12 protein-coding genes, 1 tRNA gene and 1 riboswitch are annotated in these 14,970 nt (G+C 66.1%); of the genes, 9 read left to right on the top strand and 4 right to left on the bottom strand.

The window, feature by feature from the left end:
- Positions 1-21 precede the first annotated feature (21 nt).
- Positions 22-756: a tRNA (guanosine(46)-N7)-methyltransferase TrmB gene (gene trmB, locus DX914_RS10750; protein ID WP_115858964.1), complete on the bottom strand. Its 735-nt coding sequence runs from the start codon at positions 754-756 to the stop codon at positions 22-24.
- Complete coding sequence (locus DX914_RS10745; protein ID WP_115858963.1) at positions 756-1,550, bottom strand: thiazole synthase; 795 nt, start codon at positions 1,548-1,550, stop codon at positions 756-758. Before DX914_RS10745 ends, trmB begins: the two co-directional genes overlap by 1 nt.
- 221 nt (positions 1,551-1,771) lie before the next feature.
- A riboswitch (cyclic di-GMP riboswitch) is annotated at positions 1,772-1,861 on the top strand.
- A 42-nt stretch (positions 1,862-1,903) separates the two neighbouring features.
- Between DX914_RS10745 and DX914_RS10740 the strand changes: the two genes are divergently transcribed.
- Positions 1,904-4,411, top strand: a complete 2,508-nt coding sequence (locus tag DX914_RS10740; protein WP_147300650.1) for a hypothetical protein — start codon at positions 1,904-1,906, stop codon at positions 4,409-4,411.
- 540 nt (positions 4,412-4,951) lie between these two features.
- Here DX914_RS10740 and thiS read toward each other — a convergent pair.
- A complete protein-coding gene (gene thiS / locus DX914_RS10735; protein ID WP_115858961.1) occupies positions 4,952-5,152 on the bottom strand; it encodes a sulfur carrier protein ThiS in 201 nt (66 codons plus the stop codon).
- Between the two features lie 214 nt (positions 5,153-5,366).
- On the opposite strand from thiS, the gene DX914_RS10730 reads away from it, so the two are divergent.
- The 3 genes from DX914_RS10730 to DX914_RS20030 all read left to right on the top strand — a co-directional run bounded on the left by DX914_RS10730 (position 5,367) and on the right by DX914_RS20030 (position 9,379).
- On the top strand, positions 5,367-7,187 hold the full coding sequence (locus DX914_RS10730) for an autotransporter domain-containing protein (RefSeq protein WP_115858960.1): 1,821 nt from the start codon (positions 5,367-5,369) through the stop codon (positions 7,185-7,187).
- Positions 7,188-7,295: 108 nt separating this feature from the next.
- A tRNA-Gly gene (locus DX914_RS10725) sits at positions 7,296-7,366 on the top strand.
- A gap of 309 nt (positions 7,367-7,675) precedes the next feature.
- Positions 7,676-9,379: a P-loop NTPase family protein gene (locus tag DX914_RS20030; RefSeq protein WP_147300649.1), complete on the top strand. Its 1,704-nt coding sequence runs from the start codon at positions 7,676-7,678 to the stop codon at positions 9,377-9,379.
- A 302-nt stretch (positions 9,380-9,681) separates the two neighbouring features.
- Here DX914_RS20030 and DX914_RS10720 read toward each other — a convergent pair whose 3' ends face one another.
- Entirely contained in the window at positions 9,682-10,101 is a 420-nt protein-coding gene (locus DX914_RS10720; RefSeq protein WP_115858959.1) for an H-NS histone family protein, read from the bottom strand.
- A 130-nt stretch (positions 10,102-10,231) separates the two neighbouring features.
- Here DX914_RS10720 and DX914_RS10715 point away from each other — a divergent pair, with 130 nt between their 5' ends.
- The 5 genes from DX914_RS10715 (at position 10,232) to DX914_RS10695 (ending at position 14,587) form a co-directional block, all read left to right on the top strand.
- The gene (locus DX914_RS10715; RefSeq protein WP_115858958.1) at positions 10,232-10,438 is read left to right on the top strand and encodes a hypothetical protein; all 207 of its coding nucleotides are present in this window, start codon (positions 10,232-10,234) and stop codon (positions 10,436-10,438) included.
- A 248-nt stretch (positions 10,439-10,686) separates the two neighbouring features.
- Positions 10,687-11,157: an ATP-dependent zinc protease family protein gene (locus DX914_RS10710; protein ID WP_115858957.1), complete on the top strand. Its 471-nt coding sequence runs from the start codon at positions 10,687-10,689 to the stop codon at positions 11,155-11,157.
- Positions 11,154-12,062 carry a 30S ribosomal protein S6--L-glutamate ligase gene (gene rimK / locus DX914_RS10705; protein ID WP_115858956.1) on the top strand — a complete coding sequence of 303 codons (909 nt, stop codon included), beginning with the start codon at positions 11,154-11,156 and terminating at the stop codon, positions 12,060-12,062. Before DX914_RS10710 ends, rimK begins: the two co-directional genes overlap by 4 nt.
- A gap of 484 nt (positions 12,063-12,546) precedes the next feature.
- A complete protein-coding gene (locus tag DX914_RS10700; RefSeq protein ID WP_115858955.1) occupies positions 12,547-13,227 on the top strand; it encodes a response regulator transcription factor in 681 nt (226 codons plus the stop codon).
- On the top strand, positions 13,187-14,587 hold the full coding sequence (locus DX914_RS10695) for a sensor histidine kinase (protein ID WP_115858954.1): 1,401 nt from the start codon (positions 13,187-13,189) through the stop codon (positions 14,585-14,587). Before DX914_RS10700 ends, DX914_RS10695 begins: the two co-directional genes overlap by 41 nt.
- Positions 14,588-14,970 lie beyond the last annotated feature (383 nt).

Raw genomic sequence — 14,970 nt, 5'->3', positions numbered from 1 at the left:
GCCGGATCGGTCAGCGGCTCGTCAGGTGCGGTCGTAGAGCAGGTCCCAGACGCCGTGTCCCAGCTTCTGGCCGCGGGTTTCGAAATGCGTCTGCGGGCGCCAATCGGGCCGCGGCACGGTACCGCGCGCTCCGGCGCGGTTGACCAGCCCCGGCGTGGCATCGAGGACGTCCCACATCTGCTCGGCATAGTCCTGCCAATCGGTGGCCAGGTGCAAGCGGCCGTCGCCGGCGAGCTTGCGCACCAGCAACTGCGCGAACTCCGGCTGCACCAGGCGGCGCTTGTTGTGGCGCTTCTTGTGCCAGGGGTCCGGGAAGTAGATCCGGACCTCGTCCAGCGCGCCGTCGGCGACTTCGTTGTTGAGCACTTCGACCGCGTCGTGGTGGTACAGGCGCACGTGGTCGCTGGCGTCGGCCGCGAGCGCGTTGAGCAGGCGGCCCACGCCCGGGGCGTGGACTTCGATGCCGATCAGGTCGCGTTCGCGGTCGTGCTGGGCGGCGTAGCGCAGGGCATCGCCGTTGCCGAAGCCGATCTCGAGCACGCGCTTGGCCTGGCGGCCGAAGATCGCGTCGTAGTCGCGCGGCGCGCCCTGGTAGTCGATGCCGAAGCGCGGCCACAGCTCGTCGAAGGCGCGCTGCTGGGCCGGGGTGAAGCGGCCCTGGCGCAGCACGAAGCTGCGCACCTGGCGGCGGCCTTCCTCGACCGTGAACGGCTTGGGCGGGGCTTTGTGGCCGTCGCTGGAGAACGGATCGGTCATCAGCCGATCAGCCCGTCCACCGGGCTGGACGCGCTGGCATAGCGCTTGCGCGGGATGCGGCCGGCCTTGAACGCGGCGCGGCCGGCTTCCACCGCCAGCTTCATCGCGTGCGCCATCAGGATCGGGTCGCGGGCGCCGGCGATGGCGGTGTTCATCAGCACGCCGTCGCAGCCCAGTTCCATGGCGATGGCCGCGTCGGAGGCCGTGCCCACGCCGGCGTCGACGATGATCGGCACCTTGGCGTTCTCGACGATCTCCAGCAGGTTGTACTTGTTCTGCACGCCCAGGCCCGAGCCGATCGGCGCGGCCAGCGGCATGACCGCCACGCAGCCGATCTCCTCCAGGCGCTTGGCCAGGATCGGGTCGTCGGAGGTGTAGACCATGACGTCGAAGCCGTCCTTGACCAGGGTCTCGGCCGCGGCCAGGGTCTGGACCACGTCCGGGAACAGCGTGCGCTGGTCGCCCAGCACTTCCAGCTTGACCAGCTTGTGCCCGTCCAGCAGCTCGCGCGCCAGGCGGCAGGTGCGCACCGCGTCGTCGGCGCTGTAGCAGCCGGCGGTGTTGGGCAGGAGGGTGTAGCGGTCCGGCGGCAGCACGTCGAGCAGGTTCGGCTCGTTCGGGCTCTGGCCGATGTTGGTGCGGCGGATCGCCACGGTCACGATCTGCGCGCCGGCGGCCTCGGTGGCCAGGCGGGTTTCGGTCAGGTCCTTGAACTTGCCGGTGCCGGTGAGCAGGCGCGAACGGTAGGGCTGGCCGGCGATGACCAGCGGGTCGGAGGGGGCGTTTTCGGTCATTTTGGAATTATGGCCGATCGCCGCCCGGCTTGCCCGGCGAAATCAGCGGCTAATGCGACTGCGCGCTGAACCGGCGGTGGCGTACGGGGGGCCGGCGCCCGGGCCGGCCGGCCGCAGCCGCCGACCGTTCGTCGTCCGGGTCCGCAAGGCTGGCCGAGGGCCGCCTCGGCCCGCGTACTGGAGATTGAGCGCTGCCACCACGGCCGGCGGCGTCCATCGATTCTCGATAGGGGCACAGCCGGCGCGAGCCGGTGTCGCAAAGCGACGGATACCCGACCGCCCACGCGGTCGTGCATGGCCGAGCTGCCGAGAGCACCCACCGGCGACGGACCGCCACACTCGCGGAGCTCGCCATGAAACTCGCACGACGTTGGCGCCCGGCGCTCGCCTTGGCACTATTGGTGGTTACCGGGGGCGCTTATGCCGCCTCGGTACAACCGCAAACCTACACCGGCAACTTCACCGGCTGCGACGACCTGCCCGGGGTCGGCACCTGGAAAGGCTCGGGCGCCAGCAGCGGCAGCGCGCCCACCGAGGGTCAGGTCTACAACCTGGGCAACGGCCAGACCATCACCTTCAACTACACCCCGGGCGGGCAGAGCCAGTACATCGGCTTCAGCGCCACCATCCCCATGGACTACATCGTGGTGAAAGGCGGCAGCAGCTACAACGTGTTCCATTACGACCCGGCGGTGAACGCCGACATCGAGCTGTACTCGCCCAACAACGGCAGCGGCGAGCCGGCCGGCGTGAGCCACGTGGCCTACTGCTTCCTGCCCAAGCCCACCGCCTCCAAGACCGCGACGGCGCAGTGGCAGCGCTATACGGACTGGCAGTTGGACAAGAGTGTGACGCCGCAGAACATCACCCTGTTCGACGGCGACAGCCACCAGGTCGAATACACGGTCAGCGCGGTGCCGACCAGCAACGCCAGCTATCAGGTGTCCGGCACCATCACGGTCAAGGACCCGTTCGACTTCGGCTGGCAGGCCACCGCGGTGGTCGACAAGCTGCAGTTCAACAACAACGCCCTGCAGTTCCCGCTGACGTGGACCGCGCAAGGCGGCGACGTGGACACGCTGACCTGCGTGAAGCCGGCGGCGAACGCGCAGCACATCATTCTGAGCTGCGACTACAGCTTCAACCTCAGCAGCATCAGCTACCCGTTCCTGCTCACCGCCACCGGCGGCGTCAATGCCGTGGGCGTGACCGCGCAGGCCGGCAGCAGCTGCGGCTGCGGCGACGACGGCAGCGACGGCGAGAGCGCGGGTAGCCCCCTGACCCACACCATGACCGCGCTGGCGCAGTTCGCCATCCCGGGTAGCCCGTCGCAGAGCTACGGCGATACGCTGTCGCTGGACGACTCCATGCTGCCCAATGCGGTAGACCACAGCTTCAGCCTGGGCAACGGTCCGTACGTGTGGAAGTACCCGCGTCCGCAGCCGTTCACCTGCAACGCCGACGAAGGCCAGCACACCAACAACGTGGCCGGCAGCTGGAGCACCGGCGCCAACACCAGTGGCACGGCGTACGACTCGGCCACGGTGACGGTGGCCTGCCGTACGGTCTCGATCTCCAAGACCGCGGAAACCAGCTACAACCGCGATTACGCCTGGGCGCCCGACAAGAAGATCGTGGCCACGGCGGCCGACGGGCAAGGCAAGCCCGGCTGCGCAGCCGATCCGATCGTGGGCGGTCCGTACGACGGCAGTTACCTGTGCGACGACCTGGAGCTGATGCTCAATCCGGGCGGCAACTACCAGACCGTGTACTACCTGTCGGCGGTGCGCAGCATCGAGTCCGAGACCGGCTTCGCGGTCGACGGCAACATCCAGGTGAGCTGGCCGGCCGGCGTCACGCCGCAGTTCGATCCGGCGCAGCCGGTGGATACGCTGCACTTCGACGACAACACCACCCAGGCCGTGTCCCCGACCTGCGGCGCGCAGGGTGCGACATCGCTGTCGTGCACCTACCACGCGGCGCTGAGCGGGCGGATGGAGGGCTACAACGAAGCGGTGATCAACCGCGTGCGTAAGTGCTACGACGCGCAGGGCGTGGCGACCGATTGCGGCACCCGCGCCTACACCTCCAACCAGGCGGCGTTGAACTACAGCGAGCCCAACGTGGAAACCGACCGTTGCGTGCTGGCCAGCGACCTGTTCAACAGCACCGCCGGCCTCAACCTCGGTGCCGGCTTCGGCTGGACGGTGGCCGCGCAGGTCTGCGACGACTTCAGCCGTTACGTGACCGGCGACATCAACCCCGATCCGAACATCGTCCAGAGCCTGGACGTGCTCGCGGCATGGATCCTGCCCAGCCAGGTCGGCGCGGGCAAGAGCTGCGAGTTCATGGTGCCCAACGTGTTGTTGCTGTCCAGCGACAACGGCGCCAACAAGTCGGACGAGGCGGTGCTGACGGTGAACGTGCCGCGGCTGTGCGAGAACGCCGGCGGCTGCACCTACACCCAGGGTTACTGGAAGACCCACTCCAAGTACGGGCCGGCGCCTTACGACGCCACCTGGGCCAAGATCGGCGAAGACACGCTGTTCTTCAGCTCCGGCCAGACCTGGTACATGGTGTTCAAGACCCCGCCGAAGGGCGGCAACGCCTACTACCAGCTGGCGCATCAATACATGGCGGCCCGCCTGAACGTGGCGGCCGGCGCCAGCACCACCCCGCAAGTGGCCAGCGCCATCGCCCAGTCCACGGCATGGTTCACCGGCCGCAGCAGCGCAGCGCCGAAGGGCGCGGCCCGCGACTTCGCCCTGGACATGGCGAGCCTGCTGGCCGAGTACAACGAAGGCGGAATCGGCCCAGGTCATTGCTCGGTGTCGCCGGTGACGGTGGCGCAGGGGCAGTGATGCCAGAGCCGACTGAGTAAGCGCTAAGCAAGGCAGCGGGCCCCGGTGCGAACCGGGGCCCGCTTTTGTTTGAGGTTTAGCGATGCCCGCTTTGGGGTAGGAGCGGCGTAAGCCGCGACCGCGACATCCGAGGCGCGGCGCGCCCCGCGCCTCCTGTAGGAGCGGCGCAAGCCGCGACCGCGAAAACTGGCGTGCGGCGCGAGCTCCGGCTGTCTGTGGGAGCGGCGCGAACTGCGATCGCGACCCCGGGTATGCGGTGAGAGCTTCGGCTTTCTGTGGGAGCGGCGTGAGCCGCGACCGCGAATTCGGCGTGCGGCGTGGGCTTGAGTTACTTGTGGGACCAGCACGAGCCGCGATCGGAGCTGCGCAGAGCGGTGTGGCTGGGTTTGCTGCGTCGCTAAGGACTACGCGTCGCTTCGGGTGGTTTGGTCGTTGCCATTCATGGCGACACAACGCCGGCTTCGGATCGTCCGCCCCGGCCATTCATGGCCGTGCTTTCGCCCCGACTGCGCGGCAGTGCCGCGCAAAGCGCGTCGGGGCTCACCCCCCTCCCAACGCATGCACGATCTCGACCTTATCCCCCGCCCCCAGCGCATGCCCCGCATGCGCCCCGCGCGGCACGATTTCGCCGTTGACCTCGACCGCGACCCGGCGTTCGCCCAGGCCTTCGTCCAGCAGCAGTTGCGCGACCGTGGTCGCGGCCGCGATAGCGCGCGGCTCGCCATTGAGCAGTATGTCCATGCGCGCATTGTCCCGCGCCGTCCGCGGCAGGGCCAGCCGGGCGGCGGGCTGTGCCGAAGCGGGCGGCCGGATAAGGGGTTTTGCCGCACCGCCGCTTGCTATGCCGCACCGCCGCATGCTTCGATGCCGGCCATCCGCGCCCGTACTGCCGCACTGCGGCAAGCGCCGACCGGACCGACGCACCTTCGCACTCACCCCGACGCAGGGAACCCCGATGATCAACCCCGTTCGCAACGCGCTCGCCGTCGCCTTGGCGCTGGCGGCCGCTCCGGCTTTCGCCCAGACCTATTCGCAGACGATCTTCTTCGGCGACAGCCTCACCGACTCCGGCCACTTCCGCCCCGCGCTGATCCAGGCCGTAGGCCCGAACGGTGCCCAGATCGGCCGCTTCACCACCAACCCCGGTCTGGTCTGGTCCGAATACCTGGCCGACTTCTACGGCACCAACGCCACCGCAGCCAACCAGGGCGGCACCAACTACGCCGTCGGCGGCGCGCGCGTGGCCACCAACACCAGCGGCGCGCTGGGTCCGATCCCGTCGCTGAGCACCCAGGTCACCAATTACCTCACCGCCAACGGCGGCCGCGCCGATTCGCGCGCGCTGTACACCGTGTGGGGCGGCGCCAACGACCTGTTCGCCGTGGCCGGCGGCGCGCCCGCGCAGACCACCATCGGCGCGGCCGTGGCCGGCCAGATCGGCCTGGTCGGCACGCTCACCAACGCCGGCGCCAAGTACATCCTGGTGCCGACCATTCCCGACCTGGGCCTGACCCCCCAGTTCCGCGCCGGCGGCGCCGCCCAGCAGGCCGCGGGCACCCAACTGTCGACCACCTACAACACCGCGCTGTTCGGCGGCCTGGCCACGGCCGGCTACCGGGTGATCCCGCTGGATACCTTCAACCTGCTGCGCGAAATCGTCGCCAACCCGGCGCCGTACGGCATCACCAACGTCACCGGCACCGCCTGCAATCCGCAGATCACCGCCTCGTCGCTGACCTGCAGCCCGCTCAACTACGCCACCCCGAATGCGCCGGACACCTACGCCTTCGCCGACGGCGTGCACCCGTCCTCGCGCGCGCACAAGATCCTCGGCGATTACGCCGTGTCGATCCTGGAAGCGCCGCGCCAGATCGCGCTGCTGAGCAATTCCGAAGCCATGGTCGGCCGCTCGCGCGCCGATCGCGTGTCCAACCACCTGGGCGGCAAGCCCGACAGCGACGGCACCCGCTGGTGGGCGGACCTGCGCGGCGACTTCCAGCGCTACGGCAAGGGCGACACCTACGACGGCGCCGGCCCCAGCCTGACCGGCGGCGTGGACTGGACCCGTGGCAATGTGGTGTTCGGCGGCTTCGCCGGCTACGGCAAGCAGACCCTGGACTGGGGCCGCAACGGCGGCGAATTCGAGCACAGCGACCTCACCCTGGGCGGTTTCGCCGCGTGGTACGGCGAGCGCGCCTGGGCCAACGGCCAGCTCAGCTGGACCCAGGTCGACTACGACACCGACCGCAAGGTCGTGCTCGGCCCGGCCACCCGCGTGCACCGCGGCTCCACCGACGGTGAGAACCTGACCGCCGCGATCAACGCCGGCTGGAACTTCGGCGAAGGCGCGCTGCGTCACGGCCCGGTGATCGGCCTGGTCGCCCAGCGCATCGACATCGACGGCTTCCGCGAAAGCGACTCCGCCCTGGCCACCTCGCTGGCCTACGGCGACCAGAGCTTCGACTCGCTGATCGGCAGCGTCGGCTGGCAGTTCGACTACACCCTCAACGACCACCTCAAGCCCTACGCCCGCCTGACCTACGACCGCGAGTTCGAAGACGCCGACAAGGAAGTCTTCGCCAGCCTGCAGTCCATGCCCGGCACCGCACCCTACGCCGTGCCCGGCCACGACTTCGACCAGAGCTACGGCACCTTGCTGATGGGCGCGCGCACCACCCTGTTCGGCCTGGACGCCAACCTGGGCACCAGCCTCACCGTGGGCCAGAGCGGCGGCAACCACGCCACCGTCTTCGCCACCATCGGCGCCGGCTTCTGATCCACCCCGGGCCGGCGCAACGCCGGCCCGGACCGCCCGCGCGGCCGCCACAGCGCCCGCGCGCCGCGGTTTGCCAACCCGCACAGCCGCGCATAGACTTCGCCGCATGCGGGTGTAGTTCAATGGTAGAACTGCAGCTTCCCAAGCTGCTAGCGTGGGTTCGATTCCCATCACCCGCTCGATTTTCTGATTCGAGCCGATCTAACTCGCTGATCAGAGGCGATTTTTCCAGGTCGCATGATGCTCTGACGCACCGCGCTGACAGCAGTTTTGGTTATTGCGGCGCGCACAGATATCACTGTTTTGTACCGGTCCTCCGGGCCTTGAGTCCGCTTGCACGTGCACCGGGGCCTTGGGGTGGTGCGCTTATGTTTCATCTTTCGATCGCGCAAAGAGCAGCGCGGCGATGAGGTGCGCCTCACTGATACATTCACCCAACGCGCAAGTTCGATAAAGCGACACCCAATTCAATCTGAGTGAGTTCTTCGATGGCCGTTGAGACCGTGCTTGGAGACTTCGTTTCATCTAAGGAACCGGGGGCTATTGTTCTGCGCGGTCCCTGGGGAGTAGGCAAAACTTATCTGTGGCAGCATCGGATTGTCACAAAGCTCCTCGAAAAGCCTTGGAAGAAGCGCTATTCCTACGTTTCGTTGTTTGGCGTTAACTCGCTAGCAGAGCTAAAGACGGCCGTTGCTATCGCGACGGAAGAGTTCGACCGTGATGCGCGCAAACAAAAGCGGCTAAAGGGCTCCGCTTTTCGGTGGTTTTGGAGAGCGTGGCGCTGGGCGTCCGATCTACTGGCTTTGACGCCAAGATCAGGTACAGCGCTATCTAAGCTCTTTGATCGAATCGGTTTCTACGTTGTGCGCGACCGAATCGTTTGCTTCGACGATGTGGAACGACATGGAAAGCTACTGGATCTGAAAGACTTTCTTGGTTTGGTCTCCTACTTGGCCGAGCAACGATCCTGCAGGGTTGTTGTCATTCTTAATGATGGCCAGCTGGGATCGGACCAAGCGGTTTGGGATGATCATCGAGAGAAGGTCTTCCAAGGAGAGCTAACTTATGCGCCTTCTTTAACCCAGACGATTGAGCTGGGTCTCCAAGAGGACTCATCGACACAGTGGTATGTACCTGTACGTGAAGCTCTTGAGGAGCTTCAAATATCGAACATTCGACTTGTGCGTCGAACTGCCAAGTTCATGAATCTTGCCATGGATACGGTTGAGAATAGGCCGCTTCGGCCCGAGACAGTAGAGAGCATATCCAGGACGGTTGCGATGCTTGTTTACTCTATCCACGGACGAGGTGTGGGCGGCCCCCCTTTGCAGCGAATTCAAGATCGCACTCGGCTGAATTTGGGTGCGGCTTCAGGTAACGGCGAGGACGCGAGAACCGAGCAGGAAAGGAATTGGGATCAGGTGGTAAGTGACTATGGCTTGTACTTGTATACGGCGACGGACCAAGCGCTCGTCAACATGGTGCAGTCTGGATTTCCGGACAAGCTTGTCATGAGCGCGGCTATACAAGAGTTGGACGGAGATTCCGAGCTCCAGTCGCGAAAATTGGCATGGAGTAATGCATGGCATCTTTACCACGACACGGTCGCCGAGAACGGAGCAGAGATAGCGGACGCATTTGAACAGACCTGGCCCGGTGTTTCTGAAGTTGAACACCCCGCAAATTTACAGTCTGCCGTTCGTCTAATGCGTTTGCTAGGGCGCGATGAATTGGCAACTCAATTCATCAAGAATTGGGTTGGGCATCGTAGCGGTAAGCGCATTAACGAGCTGGATCACGATCAATTGCATTGGTTTCGGAGGATTGATGATCCAGAAATTCTTCAGATCATCGAAAAGGCTCAGGCTCTTGTCCAACGCAAGCTCGGTGTCAGGGAAGCATTTGATCTCTTCGGTTCAAAAGATGGTTATCCGCCGTTAGCTATAGCGGCGATCGCGGATTCGCCGGTTTCGGAACTGGTGGCGGTATTGGATGCGACTGTGTCCGAAGATCTCACAAAGACGATAAGAAAGGTGTTGCAGCTAGGGGGCAATCCCGGTGATGCCAACTGGATGCGTGCATCACAAAAGATGACGGAGGCATGCGAGCTGATCGCTACGAGATCCCCCTTGGCCGCGGACCGCATGCAAAACTGGTTCGGGATTGGGTCCGTGGCTGACGAAGGTGACTAAGGCCGTAGCGGAGATTGGGTGAACGCGCCACCCGATGAAAAGACGTCTACAAAAACGGAGTCGGATTCGCTTTACGTAAAAGTGAACCTGTCCTCTTTTTCCCTCAAAGTGCTTGTTGCTGGCAAGTGGGCAGGTCTTTACTGCGTCCGACGCAACTAGAACCTCGTACTTCAATTGTGGGGTGAGGAGCGACTTTTGTGCTACTCAGTTTTGCACGCCAGGACAGGGATGAAGGTTGCCAAGCTAAGACGTTGGCTGTCCCCGCCCCTACGCCTGCGCCTGCGCGTCGCGCAAGGATTTCGTTAGCCCTGTTTAACCAGTTTTCGCTGGCCTATCGCACTGCTCTTGCGTGCAGTGGGCTTAGCCAAACCGGGAATCAGAAAATCCGTAACGCTCCGACCATGCTTAGTCTTCTGGGCCAGCCACACCGGCATGCGCCCGCGGCCCGACCAGGTATTGCGCTTGTTGTCCGGGTCGCGGTACTTGGCGGCGACCTTCGTAGTCTTTCGCCGCAGGCCGCGCTTCTTGACGGCGATCTCCGCTACCGGTTGGTGACCATAGAGCTCATCGATCGTGTAGCCGTGCTGTGCGGCGAGCGCGATCGCTTTACGGCGCACTAAAGCAAGAGGGCGGCGGCTGGATAGCTGTCGCTGCCGTCGTTCTGCGGCGACCAGTAGCGCCTCGATTTCCGGCAGGCTCAGCTTCTCGATATCGATTTTCATGCAAGCGAGGGTCCAGTCATACAGGTTCCAGGCGGCTCCAGCGCGGGTCGGTGCCTTAGGCCCATGATATAGAAACCCCTGGGCCCATTACGTGGTTCCACGGATGGTTGGGTCATGACGGAGCGCGGCGATGAACAAAAAGACCACGGCGTTCTGGAAGCGGCCGAAACCTGGGAAGACCAAACCGTCCAAGCCGCTGGCGCCCAATCAGCTGGAGGCGGCGAAGGCGCGCGCTGAAGCGGCCGGACGGCGCTACCCCAATCTGGTCGATAACGCTTGGGCAGCACGCCACGTGCTTGCGCAGCCCGACAGGGACGAGGAACAGGCGCAGGAATAGGCGAGCGACCGAACGGCGCGCGCCTGTGCGGCCCGCATTGGCCAAGCCGGCCCGTCGCGGTGCCCCGCTGGATTTGTGCCAAAATTCACGCCGTCGGGACCGGCCCCTAGTCATGGTCCGTTCCCACCCGGCCCCGGCGGCCCGCGGCATCCCCGCGAGCGGCCACCGGCGCCGATAGCGACGGCGGCAGGCCCGGTCGGGCGGCCGCTGTTTTTTCTTGAGGTCAACCTCGACGCAGCGGAGACGCGATGGCGAACCGGATCGTGCTCGGTTGGCGGGAGTGGGTGTCGATGCCCGGTCTGGGCATCGTCGGCCTGCGCGCCAAGATCGACACGGGCGCGCGCAGTTCGGCCCTGCACGTGGACGCGCAGTGGCGCTATGTCGAGGGCGGCGCGCCCTGGGTGGGCTTCCGGCTCAGTCCCGGCGCGATCGGCGCCGGCAGCATCGAGGGCTGTGCCCCGGTGCACGACGAGCGCGAGGTCACCGACTCCGGCGGCCACCGCACCCAGCGCGTGTTCGTGCGGGCGCGGCTGCGCCTGGCCGGGGTCGAACGCGAAATTGAAATAAACCTCGCGGATCGTCGCGGCATGCGTTTCCCGATGCTGCTGGGACGCACCGCCATGGCACGGGTGTTCACGGTCGATCCCGCACGCTCGTTCCTGCATGGCAAAGCCGCGCCCGGCCTAGCCGCCCCCCATTCGGACCCGTCCCCGCCATGAAGCTCGCGATCCTGTCGCGCAACACCAAACTCTATTCGACCCGGCGCCTGGTCGAGGCCGCGCGCCAGCAGGGCCACAGCGTGCGCGTGCTGGACCCGCTGCGCTGCTACATGCGCATCGCCTCGGACGGCTTCGAGATGCACTACAAGGGGCGCGAGATCTCCGGCTACCACGCGGTGATCCCGCGCGTGGGCGCCTCGATCACCCGCTACGGCTCGGCGGTGCTGCGCCAGTTCGAGTTGATGGACAGCTACACCCCCAACACCTCCGACGCGATCCTGCGCGCGCGCGACAAGCTGCGCAGCCACCAGCTGCTGGCCGCCGAGGGCATCGGCCTGCCGGCCACGGTGTTCGGCGACAACCCCGATGACACCGCCGACCTGCTGTCGATGCTGGGCCCGCCGCCGCACGTGATCAAACTCAATGAAGGCACCCAGGGCGCCGGGGTGATGCTGACCGAGAAGCTGTCGGCCTCGCGCGGGGTGATCGAGGCGCTGCGCGGGCTGTACGCCAACTTCCTGGTGCAGGAGTTCATCGCCGAGGCCAAGGGCGCGGACCTGCGCTGCTTCGTGGTCGGCGGCAAGGTGGTGGCGGCGATGAAGCGGCAGGCGCCCAAAGGCGATTTCCGCTCCAACCTGCACCGCGGCGGCACCGCCAAGGGCGTGAAGGCCAGCGCGGCCGAGCAGGACGTGGCGATCCGCGCCGCGCGCGTGCTCGGCCTGGGTGTGGCCGGCGTCGATCTGATCCGCTCCGACCGCGGCCCGCTGGTGCTGGAGGTCAACGCTTCGCCCGGCCTGGAGGGCATCGAGGAGGCCAGCGGGGTGGACGTGGCCGGTGAGATCATCAACTACGTCGCCAGCCGGCTGAAGCGGCGTACGGCCCGACGGGCGGCGTCGGGCCGATAGCGACGGCCGTCACGCTTTGGCGATTTGGCGCGATCTGCCGCGAACGTCCGCCTAAGCCCTTATTTGTCGGCCAACGCCCCGGGCCTAAGGTCATGGCCGGGCCAAGCCGCGGCTGCGTGGAACTTGCGTGGAAGCACGTTCGAGTTGCGCTTAACAAATAAATAACATCGCTTTTAACAGTCGTTTAATCGATTTCCGCGTAGCTTGTCCGAACCGCAGCTCTGCCGCTCTTCCAAGTCAGCGATCTGGTCGAAGCAGGTTACGGTAATCGGGGCAATACCCTTTTGGCCCAGGCGCGGTGGCCCCGCGCTTGGGCCTTTGTTTGCCCGGTTCTCCATCGTGGTGCAGCCGCAGCGTGCATCGCCGACGCTCTGGCAGAATCGAAGGACCGCGCCGGCGCGTGCACGCCGGATGCACGCGGCTTCCGCAGAATTCAGGAACCTGGCCGCGGCTGCCGGGTCCAAGGCATAAACAGGAAGGTCCAATGCGCATCCTCGTAATCGAAGACAACCAAGACATCGCCGCCAACCTCGGCGACTTTCTCGAAGACCGCGGCCACACCGTGGACTTCGCCGCCGACGGCATCACCGGATTGCACCTGGCGGTGGTGCACGACTTCGACGCGATCGTGCTCGATCTGAACCTGCCCGGGCTGGACGGCCTGGAGGTCTGCCGCAAGCTGCGCAACGAGGCGCGCAAGCAGACCCCGGTGCTGATGCTCACCGCGCGCGACAGCCTGGACAACAAGCTGGCCGGCTTCGACTCCGGCGCCGACGACTACCTGATCAAGCCCTTCGCGCTGCAGGAAGTGGAAGTGCGCCTGAACGCGCTGTCGCGCCGCGGCCGCGGCGTGCAGACCCGCGTGCTCACCGCCGCCGATCTGGAATACAACCTCGACACCCTGGAAGTGCGCCGTCAGGGCAAGCTGCTGCAGCTCAACCCGACCGCGCTGAAGATCCTGCAGGCGCTGATGGAAGCCTCGCCGGCGGTGGTGACCCGGCAGGAGCTGGAAACCCGGGTCTGGGGCGAGGAACTGCCCGACTCCGACAGCCTGCGCGTGCACATCCACGGCCTGCGCGCGGTGGTCGACAAGCCCTTCGACACGCCGCTGATCCAGACCCGCCATGGCATCGGCTACCGCATCGCGGCACCGGACAACGGTTGATCGCGTGACCGCAGGGGGAGACGCGCAGGCGCCCGCACGGCGCCGCAAGCGGGTGCGCTACCGGCGGCGCTTGCGCAGCCGCATCATCTTGGCGTTCGTGCTGCTGGGCTTCGGCCTGACGGCGCTGTTCGCGTTCGCGACCAACTGGACCCGCACCCGCGTGGAGAACCAGATCGTCGAAGACGTGATGAACCGCAACATCGACGAGTACGCGCGCCAGTACTACGCCAAGCCCGGCAGCAAACCCGAATTCGGCGTGCAGCAGATGCTGGGCCGGGTGGTGAAGAACGACCGCTTCGAGGACCTGCGCCAGGAGCAGCCGGACTGGTACGAGTTGTCCGACGGCATCCACAGCATCCAGGGCAAGAACGCCGACGGCAGCCCGTTCTCGTACAAGCTGGGGGTGCGCAAGACGCCGACGGAATGGTTCTTCCTGGCCTACGACATGACCCAGGCCACGCGCGGCGAGGCCCAGTTCAACCGCGCCATCTACGCTTCGGTGGCGGTGTTCACCCTGCTGTCGCTGTTGGTGGGCTGGTGGGCGGCCTCGCGCGTGATGAGTCCGGTGTCGGAGCTGGCGCGGCGTTTGCGCCTGTCCGGCCGTAGCTCGCAGCCCGAGGCCCTGGCCACGCATTTCCCCGACGACGAAGTGGGCGAGCTGGCCAAGGCGCTGGACGACTACTCCGAACGCCTGACCGAAGTGGTGCAGCGCGACCGCGAGTTCAACGCCGACGTCAGCCACGAGCTGCGCACGCCGCTGGCGGTGATCAAGGGCGCGGTGGAGCTGCTGCTCACGCGCTCGGACCTGGACGAGAAGACCCGCACCCGCCTGGCCCGCATCCAGCGCGCCGAGCAGCAGTGCACCGATCTGATCAGCGCGCTGCTGTTGCTCTCGCGCAACGAGCGCGGTCACGGCGCCACCGATATCGCGCGTTTGTCCGAGCAGTTGCTGGACGCGCACCGCGCGCAGCTGGCGGGTAAGCCGCTGGAGCTGCGCGTGGAAGGCGAACGCGGGTTGGTGGTGGACGCGCCGGAGGCCGCGGTGGCGGTGGCGCTGGGCAACCTGATCGGCAACGCAGTCAAGTACACCACCCAGGGCGAGGTGGTGGTGCGGTTGCATCCGGATTCGGTCGAGGTCATCGACTCCGGCCCGGGCTTGAGCGCGGAGGATGCGGCCAAGCTGTTCGAACGCGGATACCGCGGCACGCATGCGGGCCATTCGCAGGGCGGCGGCATCGGTCTGTCGATCGTGCGCCGGCTGTGCGAATTGTACGGTTGGGACGTGCGGGTGAAGCCGGGCGAGGAACGCGGTGTGGTGGCGACGCTGACGTTCGCGCGGGTGCAGGTGACCGGGATCTGAGACGCCGCACACATCGACGATGACGGGCCGCCCTGTGTAGGAGCTGCGCAAGCTGCGACCGCGAGCCCCGAAACTACGACGAGAGTTCCGCGATCCGGGGGTAGGAGCTGCGTAAGCTGCGACCGCGAATCCGCAACTACGCCGTAGGCCCTGTTTTCTGCTTCGCCCTTTGCTTGTCTTCCCCTTTTTGGAAAAGGGAGATTGAGGGGGAGAAGGGCAGACTTATTTCGACGCCGTACGGCGCGGTAACGGCGTTTGGGATCAAGAGCATTCGCTGCGCTCATCCCCTCACCCTAGCCCTCTCCCGCAAGCGGGAGAGGGGACTGATTCGACGCCGCTGCTCTTAGCCCCTCTCCCGTTCACGGGAGAGGGGGTGGGGCGAG

The sequence above is a fragment of the Lysobacter silvisoli genome, from assembly GCF_003382365.1.
GTDB lineage: Bacteria > Pseudomonadota > Gammaproteobacteria > Xanthomonadales > Xanthomonadaceae > Lysobacter > Lysobacter silvisoli.
This window is presented reverse-complemented; position numbering and strand designations above follow the sequence as displayed.